The sequence below is a fragment of the Nocardia sp. NPDC059228 genome (assembly GCF_042754245.1).
Lineage (GTDB): Bacteria > Actinomycetota > Actinomycetes > Mycobacteriales > Mycobacteriaceae > Nocardia.
Window position 1 is genome coordinate 126,501 of record NZ_JBHZAL010000023.1, and the last position, 13,994, is coordinate 140,494.

The window sequence follows — 13,994 nt, forward strand, 5'->3', positions numbered from 1 at the left end:
GGAATTATCGCTTCAGCCAGGTGTCGTGGAACTGCAACCGGGCCGACGCCTCGAACTTCACCCCGGCCACGCCCTTGCCCACGCCGATGGCCTGGGACAGTTCGATGGTCGGAATCCACAGGCCCTGATCCAGCACGGCGGACTGGGCGTCGCCGATGATGCGGACCCGCGCGGCCGGGTCGGTGGCCGACAGCTGCTGGGCGAGCAGGGAGTCCAGCGGCTCGGCCGGGCCGCGGGCGTTCAGGTTGCGCTGGTCCACCGCGAAGGTGGTGCGCAGGATGTCGCCGTCGGCACGGGTGGAGTTGTAGTAGTCGAAGTCGAAGTCCTTGTTGTTCTGGCGCACATTCGATTCCGCCGCCGACAGCGGCTCCAGGCGGAGATCGAATCCGACCGCCTTCAATTGCTGCTGGGTCAGTTCGAGGATGGCCTGATTACCCGCGAAGACCGCGGAGAAGATGACGCCCGCGGCGAGCCGCTGGCCGTCCTTGACCCGGATCCCATCGGCGCCGGGCACCCATCCGGCCTGGTCGAGGAGCTTCTTCGCCGCGTCCGGGTCGTACTTCACGCGGGATGAAAGATCCACATACCCCGGGGTTTTCGAGGCGAGCACGCTGGTAGCCGGTTTGAACTGCGGGCCCAGCACGGTGTCCACCAGTTCCTTGCGATCGAGGGCGGGCACCAGCGCCGCCCGCACCGCCGGGTCCCGCAGCGGTCCGCGGGTGACATTCACCTGGAGGCCGAACGGCACGCCCGGATTCGCGGTGAACTGCACCCGGCCGCCACCCGCTTCGATCTGCGAAACATCTTGCGGCAGCGCGTCACTGACGGCATCGAGCTGACCGGAAGCGAGACTGCCGGTGCGGACGCCCGACTCCGGGACCACGGTGAACACGATCTTGTCCAGGTACGCCTCACCCTGGCCGGCGAAGACCGCAGAGCCCCAGGCGTATCCGGCGCGCTTGGCCAGCGTGGCCGAGGCGTTCTGCTTCCATTCCGCGTAGGTGAACGGGCCGCTGCCGATATTCGCGCCCAGGCAGCGGTCGTCGGCGGGCTTGGCGACCGTGGCGTCGGACTGGATACCCAGCTGCGGCGTCGACGTCGCCTGCAGGAACTGGGCATTCGGCGCCGCGAAGTCCACCCGCACCGTGCGCGGATCCACCACCGTGCTGCCGGCGTATCCGGCCAGGTAGCTCGCGGCCAGCGGCGCCTTGGCCCCGCCGAGCGCGACGATGGAATCGAAGTTCTTGCGCACCGAGTCCGCGGTGAGCGGGGTGCCGTCGCTGAAGGTAATGCCGTCCTTCAGGTGGAACGTGAACGACTTGCCGTCCGGGGAAACCGTCCAGCTGTCGGCCAGCCACGGCTTCAGCGCACCGGTGTCCGGGTCCTGATCGACCAGGGAGTCGACAACCTGCCGGGTCACGTAGATGGTCTGATTCGTGCCGGACTGCGCGGGATCCGAGCAGGTCGGGGCCGACGACAGACCGTAGCGCAGGGTGCCGCCCGACTGCGGCGGGCCCGACGGCTCGCCATTGCCGCCGGCGGTACCGCCGCCACCGCACGCGGTCAGCGCGAGGGTGGCGGCCAGCGCGCCCGCGAGCGCCAGGGGACGGGCCGCGCGGGCGGCGAGGGGCTGATTCATGCGGGGTCTCCGGACGGGTAGCGATCGCCGCCCAGCGGGCGGCTCGGAATGCGGTGGCGCAGTTCGGATGCGACCTCGGCCTGGAACAGCTCGAGGCTCTCGCGATGCTGAGCCTCGGTGCGGCCGTCGGCGTCGGCGCTCAGGTGGATCACCTCGTGGCCGAACCGCTCGTGGTAGCGGCTCACCTTGTCCAGCACCTGTTCCGGGCTGCCGATGAGCGCGGAGGAGCGTTCGGCGAAGTCCTCCACCGTCTCGAAGACGATGGGTACGCCGAACTTCCGGGCCACGGCCCGACGGGCCTCGAAGACCGGGCGATACAGGTCCACGGCCTGCTGCGAGGTGCGGGTCACCAGAAAGCCCGCCGTACCCGCGCCCACCAGCGCCTCGGCCGGATCGTGCCCATAGGCCGCCCAGCGTTCCCGGTAGTGGTCCACCAGTTCCGCGTACGGCTCGATCGGATAGGTGACATTCGCCGAGAACAGCGGATCCCCGTGCAGCGCCGCGTAATCCGCGGATTCCCGGCTGGTCGCGCTGCCGTGCCAGATGCGCAGGCGCGGCTGCAGCGGCCGGGGCAGCGCCTTGGCCTCGGTGAGCGCCGGCCGGAAGCGGCCGGACCAGGTGACACTGTCGCTGTCCCAGAGCTTGCGGAACAGCTCGTAGCCCTCGCGGTTGCGATCCCACTGGTCATCGGTGGTGACGTGGAACAGCTTGGCCTGCGCCGCGCCATTGCCCTTGCCGATGATCAGTTCCAGGCGCCCGTCGGAGAGGTTGTCCAGAGTGGAGTAGTCCTCGAACGCGCGCACCGGATCCAGCAGGCTCAGCGTGGTGACACCGGTGAACAGGGCCAGGCGCGAGGTGACCGCGGCAATATGGCTCAGCACCACCGGCGGGGCGGCGGAGATGAACGGATCCTCGTGCCGCTCCCCCACCGCGAAGCCGTCGTACCCGAGGTCCTCGGCCAGCAGGGCGCTGTCGACCACGCGGCGCAACCGCCGGCGGGGCGTCTCGGCAGTGCCGGTCACCGGGTCCGGGGTGTGCGTGATCAGGGTCAGGAGCAGGAATTTCATGCCGGGACCGCCTCGGTGTCGCCGGAACGCCGGCCGGCGGGGACGTACTTCTCGAACGGGTGCACGTGCCCGACCTCCTTCACGATGTCGCGCGGCAGCGCGGTGTAGCCCGCGGCCGTGTACAGCGCCACGGCCTCCGGCTGACGCGGTCCGGTGGTCAGGTAGATGCGCCGGTAGCCGCGCCGGGCGATCTCGGCCTCGAGCTGCTCGAGCACGAACCGGCCCAGCCCTCGGCGGCGGTGCGCGCTCGACGTCCAGATCCGTTTCAGCTCCGCGGTTTCCGCGTCGAAGCGCTGGAAGGCGCCGCCCGCCACCGGTTCGCCGTCCTCCACCACGATCAGCAGATCGCCGTGCGGCGGCGCGAAATGGCCGGCCGAATAGCCGGTCAGATCCGCGTGCACCTCACCCGGGGTGCGGCCATAGCGGCTGCTGTATTCGATGGCCAGCTCCGCCAGCAGCGGCGCGGCCAGCGGATCGTGCTGTGCGACATGGAATACGGTGCGCGACACGCTCATCCCTTCTTCTTGGGTAGTCCGGGCGGATTGATCCGCGACTGCTGCACGGCCTCGTCACCGAGGCCCCAGCGGTCGAGGACCTGCTTGTAGGTCCCGTGGTCGATGGCGTACTGGATGGCCTGCTGCACGGGGCCGATGAGCCCGTTGTCCTTGCGAGTGAGTGCCGCGATCTCGGCCTGCAGTGCGTCTCCCGCTCCGGACCAGGTGGTGAGCACCTTGTTGCCGGTCGTCGCGGAGTGATACTGCGCTGCCGGGTTGGGGCCCACATAGCCGTCGATCCGGCCGGAGGACAGCGCCAGGTAGTAATCCGAGGATTGCTGGTAGTAGGCGAGTTCCAGCCCGGGCAGCCCCTCGGCCACGTTCCGGTCGTTCCAGGCGACCAGCAGCTGCTCCTGATTGGTGCCGGAACCGACGCCGATCTTCTTGCCGGCCAGCGACTTCCGGTCCTGATAGGTCCAGGTCGAATCCTTCGGCACCTCCAGGGCGATAGTGTCCTTGCGGTAGGTGGCGAAGTCGTACTTCTCCTTGCGCTCCTCGGTGACCGTGACATTGCTGACGAACAGGTCGACCTCGCCCGAGTCGATCTTCACGAAGTTCTGTGACCAGTCCCCGTTCCGGCGCTCCAGCGTCAGGCCGAGAATGTCGGCGATCAGTGTGGCGACATCCACCTCGGAACCGATGACGGTGCGATCATCGGTGGCGTAGAAGCCGAGCGGCGGCGTCGCGCCGACAGTGCCGGTGACCACCAGCGTGCCGCGGTCGCGAATGGCCTGCGGGACCTGCGCGGCAATCGAATCCACCTTGCCGGCGTGAATGCGGCCCTTCTGCTCCGGTGACAGGTCATAGGTCAGGCCGTTCACGCTGCGCGTGTCGCTGGTGCCGCCATCACCCTTGGCACAGCCGCCCGCCAGCAGACCGAGCAGAGTGACGGCGATCAGGACTCTGGTCCGTCTGCGACGGCTTGCCAGGGACATGAGCTTTTCCTTACCTAGTGGGAACACGTCAGAGGACGTGCGCGAGAAAGGCTTTGGTGCGCGGATGCGACGGGTTGTCCAGCACCTGCGCGGGCGGACCCTGCTCGACGATGCGGCCGGCGTCCATCAGCACCACGGTGTCGGCGACCTCGCGAGCGAAACCGACCTCGTGGGTGACGATCACCAGGGTCGAACCACCGCGCGCCAGATCGTTGATGACATCGAGGACTTCACCGACCAGCTCGGGATCCAGCGCGGAGGTGGGCTCGTCGAACAGCACCACCTCCGGCCGCAGGGCCAGCGCCCGCGCGATGGCCACGCGCTGCTGCTGCCCGCCCGACAACCGGCTCGGATACTCGTCCGCCTTGTCCGCCAGGCCGACCCGCGCCAGCAACTCCAATGCCTCGGCGTTCACCTCGGCCTTGGAGCGGCGTTGGGCGGCCACGGGCGCGAGCGCGACATTCTCCCGAACCGTCAGGTGTGGAAAGAGATTGAAGTTCTGGAACACGAATCCGATGCGCGCCCGCTGCCGCAGGATCTCGTGTTCGTGCAGTTCGTGCAGCTTGCCGCCCTTGCGCCGGTAGCCGACCAGCTCGCCGCCGACCCGCACGGTGCCACCGTCCACCTGCTCGAGGTGGTTGATGGTGCGCAGCAGCGTCGACTTGCCCGAACCCGACGGGCCCAGGATCACCGTCACCTCGCCGGGGCGCACCGCCAAGTCGATGCCCGAGAGCACTTCATTGCGGCCGAAGGACTTTCGGATGCCGCGCAATTCGATCGCGTACTCGGTCATCGCCGATCACCGGCCTTCGAACGACGGCCCTTCGAGAAGTGCCGTTCGATAGAGAACTGAACGACGCTCAGCACGGTGGTCAGCAGGATGTACCAGACCGTGGCCACCATGAGCAGCGGCACCACCCGGCCATTGCGGCCGTAGATGACCTGCACCTGATAGAACAGCTCGGCAATCGCCATGGTCGACACGATCGAGGTGCCCTTGAAAAGACTGATCACCTCATTGGCGGCATTCGGCAGAATTCCGCGCATCGCCTGGGGCGCCACGATCGTGAAGAACTGCCGCCGCCACGGCAGGCCCAGCGACCGGGCCGCCTCCCACTGGCCCTCGTCGACCGAGATGATCCCGGCCCGGATGATCTCCGCCGAATACGCGGCCTGATGCAGTGCCAAACCGATGACGGCCGCGGTGAATCCGCTGATCACGCCATTGGTCTGGAATCGCGCGAACTCCGGCCCGAACGGAATGCCCAGCGACAGCGTCTTGTACAGGTAGGCCAGATTGAACCAGAACAACAGCTGCACGATCAGCGGGATCGACCGGAAGGCCCAGACATAGGTCCACGAGATCGCCTGCAGCACCGGGTTCTTCGACAACCGGCCCACGGCCAGCCAGACACCGAGGAAGAAGCCCAGCAGCGTGCCCCAGAAGGTCAGCTCCAGCGTCACCTTCAGCGCCGACAATACCGATTTCGCGGTGACATACTGCGCGAAGGTTCCCCAGTCCCAGCCCGGATTGGTGATCAGCCCGTGCGCGAACTGCGCGACCAGCACCAGCGCGATCGCCGCGGTGACCCAGCGCCACGGGTGGCGGGCGCGGACGACCGGCAGATCCCCGTCGTGGTGTTCGGCTTCGGGCTCCGTCTGCGTGGGCGCCGCCAGCGTACTCATGGATTCGTCCTCCATCGGTCCCGGCGGAAGCACCCGCACCACGTGCGCGGGGGTTGCTGCGATGTCTGCGAGCCGGGTCTCTCGATCGCTCTGGATGGTGTAGACGACACTACGAATTCCGACGGCGCATGTCGCCGGTCACGATCAACGTGAATTCAATTGCATGGCAGTCGTTTTCCGGAATTCCGGTGGAAACGGGGAAATCAGCCCGCGGCCTCGTCGCGGTCGGGGGCCGGGTCGTAGAGGGCGCGGAAACCGCTGCGGTGGAAGACCAGCGGCTCGGAATCGGGGTGCGTGCCGAGCCGGTGCACCCGCAGCAGCACCACCGCGTGATCACCGGCCGGCACCTGTTCGTGCACCGAGGTTTCCAGCCACGCCGTGGCCCCGGCGACGAACGCCGCGTTCCCGTTCCCGGGGTGCAGGTCGACATTGCGGAAGCGGTCTCCCCGCCGCGAGCTCAGCCCGCGCGCCGCCGGTTCCTGCTCGCTGCTGAGCAGGCTCAGGCCCAAACGGCTCGCCTGCTCCAGCCGCGGCCAGGTCTCCGACGAATACTGGATGCAGATCGACACCAGCGGCGGGTCCAGGGAGACCGGCACGAAGGTGCTCGCCACCAGGCCGTACGGTGTCCCGCCGATGCGTGCGCACACGGCCACCACCCCGCTGGGAAAGTGCGAAAAGGTCCGCCGCAGATCGGTCCCGTCGACCGGAGTGAGCGCGGCGGCCGCGCCGTGAATCGAGGTCAGCTCGCCCATTGCCCCACTTCAGCACCGCCGTACGCGCCGCGACAGGATTGCGTTCACCTCGATTGCAAGTCGGCGGCCGCGGTCCCGTTGCGGGACAATGCGAAACCCCCGCCCGGCAGGCGCCGGACGGGGGTCAGAATCCTCGCGATGATTACTTCGGCGCCTCGATGTGCGGCTGGTTGACGGTGACGAAGTAGTTGTACACGGCCGCGATGGCGACCGGCGCGGTCACGAACAGCTGACCCGCGATGGTGCCCAGGAAGCCGACGGTGGCCGCACCCAGAACGCAGCCGCCGAGCGGGCCCAGGCCGAACAGGGTGGCCAGGGCGCCGGTGGCGACCAGACCCACACCGATACCGGCGATGCAGCCGACAGCCGCGCCACCCAGGGCGCCGACCGTGGTGCCGATGGTGGCGCCGGTGGAGATGGTGTCCTTCATACGGTTCCAGGCGGCCTGCTCACGGTCGTAGTCCGACTTCCACGGAGCCTGGTCCTCGTAGGGCAGGTTGATCGGCTTGTAGACCGCGTGATCCATGTCGTACTGCGGGGTGAGGGTCGCGGTGTGGTCGGCGATCTCCGCGGCGATCGGGAACTCGAAGTCGTCGACCCGGAAGTTCAGCGGCAGGCCGGCCAGCACGGTGCCATTGGCAGCCTTGATCTTGAAGGTGCCGTCCTCGACCACCATCGAGCCACCATCGGTGCGGATGATGGTGTTGGTGTCGGAAGTCGTTGCTGCGTAATCGATCACGCCATTATCGGCAGCCGGGGCCGCATTGACGGTGCCGGCGGTGACGCCCATGGCGGCGATGACCAGCGCCGCGGTCGCGGCGAAATTCTTGAAGCGCATTTCCCTTTGTTTCCTCATCAGACAGTCCGCAGGTGTGGACCGAATGATCGAAACGGGCCGACCCGAACGAGATATGGATCCGGGGTGCTGACGCGGTGAACAGTTGAAATGGGAAACCCGCCCGGCCATACGGCCGAGCGGGCTGTCCCGATGAGGTATCAGCTGATGCCTATAGAGCCCCTCGCTCCTATAGAACCGTTAGAACCGCGCCCTTACTTGGCCGGAGCCGGAGCGCTGATGTGCGGCTGGTTGATGGTGGTGAAGTACTGGATCGCGGCGGCGATGGCGACCGGCGCGGTGATGAACAGCTGACCGGCGATGGTACCCAGGAAGCCGACGGTCGAAGCGCCGACGAGGCAGCCGATGAGCGGGCCCGCGCCGAACAGAGCGGCCAGCGGAGCCGACGCCAGGCCGGCGACGCCGAAGCCCAGGACACAGCCGACGGCCGCGGCGCCCAGACCACCGACCAGGGTCGCGACGGTCGCACCCATCGCGATGGTGTCCTTCATGCGGTTCCAGGCGGCCTGCTCACGGTCGTAGTCCGACTTCCAGGGAGCCTGGTCCTCGTACGGCAGGGAGACGTCCTTGACGTTGGCCGGCGTGTAGACCGCGTGGTCCATGTCGTACTGCGGGGTCAGGGTCGCGGTGTGGTCCGAGATCTCCGCGGCGATCGGGAAGGTGAAGTCGTCCACCTGAACCTTCAGCGGCATACCGGCGAGGATGTTGCCGTTGGCGGCCTTGATCAGGAAGTTGCCGTTCTCGACGACCATCGAGCCACCATCGGTGTGGATGATGGTGTTGGTCTCGGAGTTGGTGGCGGTGTAGTTGATCGCGGCATTGTCAGCGGCCGGGGCCGCGTTCACGGTACCGGCGGTGACGCCCAGGGCGGCGACCACGAGCGCGGACACCGCGGCGAAATTCTTGAGACGCATGTGTATTCGGAATTCCTCTTGAGATGAGCAGATGCGCCCCAGGGCAACAAGGTCAGGTGTAGCCCTGGGACGCTGTGATGGAAACCGGCCTTTTCAAACACAACGTGGCACGTCGGTTCCTTGCCGGTGAATCTTTGCCCATCGGTTGCCGAAATGGCCTACTTGGCAGGTGTGAACGGCTGATTGATAGTCGTGAAGTATTGCACCGCAGCGGCAATCGCGACCGGAGCCGTGACGAACAACTGACCGGCGATGGTACCCAGGAAGCCGACGGTGGCCGCCCCCACCACGCAGCCCGCGAGCGGACCCGCGCCGAACAGCGTGGCCAGCGCACCGGTGGCCACCAGACCGGCGGCGCCGCCGGCGATGCAGCCCACCGCCGCGCCACCGAGGCCGCCGACCAGCGTGCCCAGGGTCGCGCCCGCGCTGATCGAGCTGGTCAGGCGGTTCCAGGCGGCCAGTTCCCGGTCGTACTGGGTCTTCCAGGGCGCCTGATCCTCGTAGGGCAGCGCGACCGGCTTGTACACCGCGTGCGCCTCATCGAACTGCGGCGTCAGAGTGGCCGTGCGGTCGTTGATCTCCGCCGCGATCGGGAACTCGAAATCGTCGACCCGGAACTTCAATTCCGTACCGGCGACGGTGGTCCCATTGGCGGCCTTGATCTTCAGCACGCCGTCCTCGACCACCAGTGAACCGGCGTCGGTCCGGATGATCGCACCGGTGTCGGTGGACTGGCCGGTGTAATTGATGGCGGCGTTGTCGGCCTCGGCCGGAGCGGCGTAGGCGGTACCGGCCGTCACGCCGGTAGCCGCGATCACCAATGCCACAATCCCGGTGAATTTCCTCATCTTCATTCTGCTTACTGCTTCCACTGCCGCGAACTGAACTGTCGGCGGCAAGCATTAAGCAACCTCACAGGTTTCTGGAGGTTAAAAACCAGCTTGATTCGATCCGGGCGAACCGGACACCGCTTACTTCGCCTTGGCGGCAGCCTTCGCCTGTTTCTTGAATTCCCGCACCTGAGTGAGGGATTCGGCGTCGGTCACATCGGCGACCGAGCGGCGGGAACCGTCCTCGCCGTAGGCGCCCGCGGCCTCGCGCCAGCCGTTGGCGGTCAGCCCGCGCTGCTTACCCAAGAGCGCCAGGAAGATCCGCGCCTTCTGATCGCCGAAACCCGGCAGCTTCTTCAGCCGCTTCAGGATTTCCTTGCCGTCCGGATCACCCTCGGTCCACAGCGCCGCGGTCGTGCCGTCGTAGTTCTCCACGATGAATCGAGCCAGCTCCTGGACGCGCCGGCCCATGGAACGGCCGTAGCGGTGGATGGCCGGCGGGGTCGCGGCCAGCTCCTCGAATGCCTCGGGATCGGCGGCGGCGATCTTGTGGATATCGAACCCGCCCATGCGGTCGGCGAGTTTCCACGGGCCGCGGAATGCGTGCTCCATCGGAAACTGCTGATCCAGCATCATTCCGACCAACAGGGCGAAATCATCGGTCGAAAGCAGCTCGTCGGCATCGGATTCCTGCGCAATACACAGCGTGCGGCTCACCATGCATCGATCATCCCATTCATCCCCGGTCGCGGTGACGCGGGTCACGGTGGCGCCCCAGAAGGACTAGGCTGCGGCCATGCCCGACACCATGGCTAATTCTTCAGTGCGAGCCGCGGCGCACCCTGCCGCTGGGTCCGGACTGCGACCGGACCGTTTCGACCGCGATGGACAAGACCAGCTCGTCGACGTTCACGATCTACAGGCAGCGCTGCCGGGCATCCGGAGCCTGCGCGCCTGGGCCCACGAGGCCCTGGCCACCCGGCCCGGCGAGAGCGCCGTCGACATCGGGTCCGGCTCCGGGTCGGAGGTACTGACCTTCGCCGACCTGGTCGGCCCCACCGGCACCGCGCTCGGCGTCGAACCCGACCCGCATCTGCGCAGCGCCGCCGAACGCCGTGCCGCCCAGGCCGGATCCGCCGCCAAATTCGTCAGCGGTGACGCCTACGGTCTGCCCGTCGGCAGCGAGAGCTTCGACGTGGCGCTGTGCGAGCGCGTCTTCCAGCATCTCACCGCACCCGCCCGGGCCGCCGGGGAGATCGCCCGGGTGCTGCGCCCCGGCGGGCGCGTGGTGGTCATGGACAGCGACTGGGGCACGGCCATCGTGCATCCGGGCGACCGGCACGTCGTGCACGAGGTCATCGAGACCATGATCGCGGGCACCACCAATCCCTACGCGGGCCGCCGGCTGGCGGGTCAGCTCACCCAGGCCGGGCTGGTCGTCGACGACATCGGCTCGCACGCGCTGGTGCAGGACGGCCGCGTCGGTGCGGGCGCGCTCCTCGCCCGGGTGGCGGACCGGGCCGTCGCGCGCAGCGCCATTACCGAGCGTCAGCGCGACCAGCTGCTCGCCGACCTGGAGGCCGGCGCCGCCAGCGGCGACATCCACCTGTCGGTGACCATCTTCGCGGTGCTGGCCCACAAGCCGCACTGAGAAACAGCCCGGGCGCGCACCGGTTCCGGTGCGCGCCCGACGCGCGAAAAACGTTTCGCAACAACTGATTTCGGAGCACGAGGGTAACTCATCGGGGACCCCCGAAATGCTAGCGGCACCCAACCGCCGGCACGGGTTGCCGACCGGTCACGGCACCCGAACCGCCCGCTAAAGGCTCGGGGAGGAGTTCATGAGCTTCTCGGACGCGGCCAGCAGCACGCAGGTGGCCAGGCCCTCCATCGCCTGCTCCAGCTCACCCTCGGACGGGAAGCTGGGCGCGATGCGAATGTTCTTGTCCTCCGGGTCCTTTCCGTACGGGTAGGACGATCCGGCGGGGGTCAGCGCGATGCCCGCGTCCTTCGCCAGCGCCACCACCTTGCTCGCGGTGCCCTCCAGCACGTCCAGGCTGATGAAGTAGCCGCCCTTCGGCTCGGTCCAGGACGCCACCTTCGAGGCGCCCAGCCGGTCCTCCAGAATCCGCAGCACCAGTTTGAATTTCGGCTCCAGGATGGCGCGGTGCTTCTGCATGTGCTCCCGCACACCCTCGGCGTCCCCGAAGAAGCGCAGGTGCCGCAGCTGGTTCAGCTTGTCCGGGCCGATGGTCTTCTTGCCCAGGTGCTTCAGGTACCACTCCAGGTTCGCGGTCGACGAGCCGAAGAAGCTCACGCCCGCACCCGCGAAGGTGATCTTCGAGGTGGAGGCCAGCACGAACGGGCGGTTCGGGTGCCCCGCCGCCGCGGCCAGGCCCAGCACGTCCAGCACCGGCTCAGCGGTGTCGGTGAGCGGGTGCACCGCGTAGGCGTTGTCCCAGAACAGGCGGAAGTCCGGCGCGGCCGTCGGCATCGAAACCAGTTCGCGGGTAACGGCTTCGGAGAAGGTGACGCCGGTCGGGTTGGAGTAGTTCGGCACCGCCCACAGACCCTTGATGCTGGGGTCGGACGCCACCAGCTCCGCGATCAGGTGGGTGTCCGGGCCGTCACCCTTCATCGGGATCGGGATCATCTCGAAGCCCAGCGACTCGGTGATGGCGAAGTGCCGGTCGTACCCCGGCACCGGGCACAGGAACTTGAGCACCGGCTCGTCGGCCCAGCGGCGCACCGAATCGGCGGTGCCGTGCAGCATCGAGAACACCAGCAGGTCGTGCATGATCTCCAGGCTGGCGTTGTTGCCGGCGAGCAGATTCGACACCGGAATGCCGAGCAGCTCACCGAAGATGGCGCGCAGCTCCGGCAGGCCGTGCAGGCCACCGTAATTGCGCACATCGGTGCCGTTGGCGTCGCGGTAGTCGGCGGTGCCCGGCAGCTCGAGGAGTTCCTGCGAGAGGTCCAGCTGCTCGGGCGAGGGCTTTCCTCTCGTAATGTCCAGCGTCAGCTTCTCGGTCTTGAGCTTCGCGTAGTTCGCGGTCTGCGTCTCGTGTTCCGTCACGAGTTCCGCATGGCTCATCAAACCGAATTGCGTCTGCCGAGGCATCTGACAGCCTTTCCAATGGCGTGGGATGTTTGTCCAGGGTTGCGCGCACCGCGAACCCAACCGACCACGTTACTAGGCGACCGCTCCGATTCGGCAGGGATATATACAGTTCCGTCGCCGCCCGATCGGGCCCCGAAAATGAAAGGGGACCCAGCGCACCCGGCAGAGCCCGTTGACCCTTGCTGCCTTCCGGCCCTGGGGGAGTTCACAGGATGCGCGCCGCGCTGGATCCGTCGGCCAGTGTAGCGGCTCACCGCGCCCCGTGCGCCACCGGGTCGATACGATGCCTGCGATAAGCGGGGTCACCCGCGAAATTCCGGAGGGGAAAGACGAGATGACGAGTTCCGATCCAGGATCGGGTGGGCCGCACGACCCGGCAAAAGCCCAGGAAACCGCGCAGTGGTGGGCCACCCCGCCCAGCGGAACCGACGCCGGTCAACCGGTCCAGGGCGCGGACCCGACCATGCTGAACTACAACGCCGGCGGTATCCCGCCATACACGCCGCCCGCCCAGCCGCTTTCGACCGGCCAGCCCTCCGGCGGCTACCCGGCGGTGCCGGGGGGATTCCCGCAGCAGGCGATGTCGGGGGGATTCCCGCAGCAGGCGGTGCCGGGCGGTTACCCGCAGCAGCCGGCCTCCGGGGGCTACGCGCAGCAACCGATGTCCGGCGGCTTCCCCCAGCAGCAGTACGCCCCGCCTCCGACCCCGCCGATCGCGCCCGCCTACGGCTACCCGGCGCAGCCGCCCCGCTCGGGCGGCAACAAGACCGGCTGGATCGTCAGCGGTGTCATCGGCCTGGTGGTGATCGTCGGCGTCATCATCGGCGCGGTCGCCCTCTCCGGCGGCGACGGCCCCTCGCCGCTGAGCGACGACAAGAAGAAGAACGCCGGCAAGTACACGATGGACGGTGTCACCAACGGCTGCAGCGTGATCGACACCTCGGTGCTGAGCAAGTGGGTGTCCACCTCCAAGGGCACCCCCGAGCACTCCGAGACCAAGCCCACCGACTACTCGGGCGGCCGCTTCGACTGCCGCGCCGGCAACGAAGAGGCCAGCAAGACCGACAAGTACACCACCAACACCGCCGACCTCACCCTCGACGTGTCCTTCTCGAGCGGCGCGTCGACGGCCTACAACAAGCCCGAATACGACACCTGGAAGACGACCGACACCGGCACCACCGGCAGCGGCCGCACCGCCGGCGACGTGAACGGCATCGGCGAGGCGGGCTACTGGTCGGCCAAGGTCGACGACTGGACCTACTGGACCACCACCGACTACACGGTCGCGGTCAAGGACGACAACGCCTCCGTCAAGGTCAACATCCGCCTGCGCATGGCCAAGGGCCAGGACGTCAGCAAGGACGCGATCGCCCAGGTCTGCAAGGACCAGGCCCAGAAAGCCCTCACCAATCTGAAGAAGAAGTAGCCGCCGACCACGGCATTTGCTTCCACCAGGGGGGCACCCGGTATATTGCTCGGCGGAGGATTCGCCTAGTGGCCTATGGCGCTCGCCTGGAACGCGGGTTGGGTTAACAGCCCTCAGGGGTTCAAATCCCCTATCCTCCGCCGGATGGGCCCAGGTCAGATGCTCTATTTGAGCAGCTGGCCTGGGCCGCATCAACAACGGCATCAACACG

General features: G+C 67.6%; 14 protein-coding genes, 1 tRNA gene, 1 other RNA gene and 1 riboswitch. Of the genes, 3 read left to right on the forward strand and 13 right to left on the reverse strand.

The window, feature by feature from the left end; translation table 11 throughout:
• Nucleotides 1-4 precede the first annotated feature (4 nt).
• The 11 genes from ACFXKA_RS29435 to ACFXKA_RS29485 form a co-directional block, all read right to left on the reverse strand.
• Nucleotides 5-1,639 (reverse strand): ABC transporter substrate-binding protein, encoded by a 1,635-nt coding sequence (locus ACFXKA_RS29435; RefSeq protein WP_379429766.1) that lies wholly within the window; start codon nucleotides 1,637-1,639, stop codon nucleotides 5-7.
• A complete protein-coding gene (locus tag ACFXKA_RS29440) occupies nucleotides 1,636-2,706 on the reverse strand; it encodes an LLM class flavin-dependent oxidoreductase (protein WP_379429767.1) in 1,071 nt (356 codons plus the stop codon). Before ACFXKA_RS29440 ends, ACFXKA_RS29435 begins: the two co-directional genes overlap by 4 nt.
• Entirely contained in the window at nucleotides 2,703-3,221 is a 519-nt protein-coding gene (locus tag ACFXKA_RS29445) for a GNAT family N-acetyltransferase (protein ID WP_379429768.1), read from the reverse strand. The genes ACFXKA_RS29440 and ACFXKA_RS29445 overlap by 4 nt, the downstream gene beginning before the upstream one ends.
• The gene (locus ACFXKA_RS29450) at nucleotides 3,218-4,195 is read right to left on the reverse strand and encodes an ABC transporter substrate-binding protein (RefSeq protein ID WP_379429769.1); all 978 of its coding nucleotides are present in this window, start codon (nucleotides 4,193-4,195) and stop codon (nucleotides 3,218-3,220) included. Before ACFXKA_RS29450 ends, ACFXKA_RS29445 begins: the two co-directional genes overlap by 4 nt.
• 28 nt (nucleotides 4,196-4,223) lie before the next feature.
• Nucleotides 4,224-4,988 carry an amino acid ABC transporter ATP-binding protein gene (locus ACFXKA_RS29455; RefSeq protein WP_379429770.1) on the reverse strand — a complete coding sequence of 255 codons (765 nt, stop codon included), beginning with the start codon at nucleotides 4,986-4,988 and terminating at the stop codon, nucleotides 4,224-4,226.
• Nucleotides 4,985-5,881: an amino acid ABC transporter permease gene (locus ACFXKA_RS29460; protein ID WP_354838764.1), complete on the reverse strand. Its 897-nt coding sequence runs from the start codon at nucleotides 5,879-5,881 to the stop codon at nucleotides 4,985-4,987. Before ACFXKA_RS29460 ends, ACFXKA_RS29455 begins: the two co-directional genes overlap by 4 nt.
• An 8-nt stretch (nucleotides 5,882-5,889) precedes the next feature.
• Nucleotides 5,890-5,982, reverse strand: a riboswitch (SAM riboswitch).
• A gap of 102 nt (nucleotides 5,983-6,084) precedes the next feature.
• A complete protein-coding gene (locus ACFXKA_RS29465) occupies nucleotides 6,085-6,633 on the reverse strand; it encodes a flavin reductase family protein (protein WP_379429771.1) in 549 nt (182 codons plus the stop codon).
• Nucleotides 6,634-6,775: 142 nt separating this feature from the next.
• Nucleotides 6,776-7,471, reverse strand: coding sequence for a hypothetical protein (locus tag ACFXKA_RS29470; protein ID WP_379429772.1), 696 nt, complete (start codon nucleotides 7,469-7,471; stop codon nucleotides 6,776-6,778).
• A 212-nt stretch (nucleotides 7,472-7,683) separates the two neighbouring features.
• The gene (locus ACFXKA_RS29475; protein ID WP_379429773.1) at nucleotides 7,684-8,403 is read right to left on the reverse strand and encodes a hypothetical protein; all 720 of its coding nucleotides are present in this window, start codon (nucleotides 8,401-8,403) and stop codon (nucleotides 7,684-7,686) included.
• 158 nt (nucleotides 8,404-8,561) lie between these two features.
• Nucleotides 8,562-9,257, reverse strand: coding sequence for a hypothetical protein (locus tag ACFXKA_RS29480; RefSeq protein WP_354838754.1), 696 nt, complete (start codon nucleotides 9,255-9,257; stop codon nucleotides 8,562-8,564).
• 117 nt (nucleotides 9,258-9,374) lie between these two features.
• A complete protein-coding gene (locus ACFXKA_RS29485; protein WP_354838751.1) occupies nucleotides 9,375-9,953 on the reverse strand; it encodes an HhH-GPD-type base excision DNA repair protein in 579 nt (192 codons plus the stop codon).
• A gap of 76 nt (nucleotides 9,954-10,029) precedes the next feature.
• Between ACFXKA_RS29485 and ACFXKA_RS29490 the strand changes: the two genes are divergently transcribed.
• Nucleotides 10,030-10,884, forward strand: coding sequence for a methyltransferase domain-containing protein (locus tag ACFXKA_RS29490; protein WP_379429774.1), 855 nt, complete (start codon nucleotides 10,030-10,032; stop codon nucleotides 10,882-10,884).
• Between the two features lie 168 nt (nucleotides 10,885-11,052).
• On the opposite strand, the gene ACFXKA_RS29495 is transcribed toward ACFXKA_RS29490, so the two are convergent.
• Together ACFXKA_RS29495 and ffs are read right to left on the reverse strand one after the other, a co-directional pair.
• Nucleotides 11,053-12,354: an aminotransferase class I/II-fold pyridoxal phosphate-dependent enzyme gene (locus tag ACFXKA_RS29495; RefSeq protein ID WP_379429775.1), complete on the reverse strand. Its 1,302-nt coding sequence runs from the start codon at nucleotides 12,352-12,354 to the stop codon at nucleotides 11,053-11,055.
• A gap of 140 nt (nucleotides 12,355-12,494) precedes the next feature.
• Nucleotides 12,495-12,589: signal recognition particle sRNA small type (gene ffs / locus ACFXKA_RS29500), an RNA gene on the reverse strand.
• Nucleotides 12,590-12,688: 99 nt separating this feature from the next.
• On the opposite strand from ffs, the gene ACFXKA_RS29505 reads away from it, so the two are divergent.
• Together ACFXKA_RS29505 and ACFXKA_RS29510 are read left to right on the forward strand one after the other, a co-directional pair.
• Nucleotides 12,689-13,783 (forward strand): hypothetical protein, encoded by a 1,095-nt coding sequence (locus ACFXKA_RS29505; protein WP_379429776.1) that lies wholly within the window; start codon nucleotides 12,689-12,691, stop codon nucleotides 13,781-13,783.
• A gap of 54 nt (nucleotides 13,784-13,837) precedes the next feature.
• A tRNA-Ser gene (locus ACFXKA_RS29510) sits at nucleotides 13,838-13,923 on the forward strand.
• Nucleotides 13,924-13,994: the final 71 nt, after the last annotated feature.

Bases quoted from the DNA above. Each gene is read 5' to 3' on its own strand.
- ACFXKA_RS29435 (WP_379429766.1), bottom strand. From the start codon at position 1,639: ATGAATCAGCCCCTCGCCGCCCGCGCGGCCCGTCCCCTGGCGCTCGCG.
- ACFXKA_RS29440 (WP_379429767.1), bottom strand. From the start codon at position 2,706: ATGAAATTCCTGCTCCTGACCCTGATCACGCACACCCCGGACCCGGTG.
- ACFXKA_RS29445 (WP_379429768.1), bottom strand. From the start codon at position 3,221: ATGAGCGTGTCGCGCACCGTATTCCATGTCGCACAGCACGATCCGCTG.
- ACFXKA_RS29450 (WP_379429769.1), bottom strand. From the start codon at position 4,195: ATGTCCCTGGCAAGCCGTCGCAGACGGACCAGAGTCCTGATCGCCGTC.
- ACFXKA_RS29455 (WP_379429770.1), bottom strand. From the start codon at position 4,988: ATGACCGAGTACGCGATCGAATTGCGCGGCATCCGAAAGTCCTTCGGC.
- ACFXKA_RS29460 (WP_354838764.1), bottom strand. From the start codon at position 5,881: ATGAGTACGCTGGCGGCGCCCACGCAGACGGAGCCCGAAGCCGAACAC.
- ACFXKA_RS29465 (WP_379429771.1), bottom strand. From the start codon at position 6,633: ATGGGCGAGCTGACCTCGATTCACGGCGCGGCCGCCGCGCTCACTCCG.
- ACFXKA_RS29470 (WP_379429772.1), bottom strand. From the start codon at position 7,471: ATGCGCTTCAAGAATTTCGCCGCGACCGCGGCGCTGGTCATCGCCGCC.
- ACFXKA_RS29475 (WP_379429773.1), bottom strand. From the start codon at position 8,403: ATGCGTCTCAAGAATTTCGCCGCGGTGTCCGCGCTCGTGGTCGCCGCC.
- ACFXKA_RS29480 (WP_354838754.1), bottom strand. From the start codon at position 9,257: ATGAAGATGAGGAAATTCACCGGGATTGTGGCATTGGTGATCGCGGCT.
- ACFXKA_RS29485 (WP_354838751.1), bottom strand. From the start codon at position 9,953: ATGGTGAGCCGCACGCTGTGTATTGCGCAGGAATCCGATGCCGACGAG.
- ACFXKA_RS29490 (WP_379429774.1), top strand. From the start codon at position 10,030: ATGCCCGACACCATGGCTAATTCTTCAGTGCGAGCCGCGGCGCACCCT.
- ACFXKA_RS29495 (WP_379429775.1), bottom strand. From the start codon at position 12,354: ATGCCTCGGCAGACGCAATTCGGTTTGATGAGCCATGCGGAACTCGTG.
- ACFXKA_RS29505 (WP_379429776.1), top strand. From the start codon at position 12,689: ATGACGAGTTCCGATCCAGGATCGGGTGGGCCGCACGACCCGGCAAAA.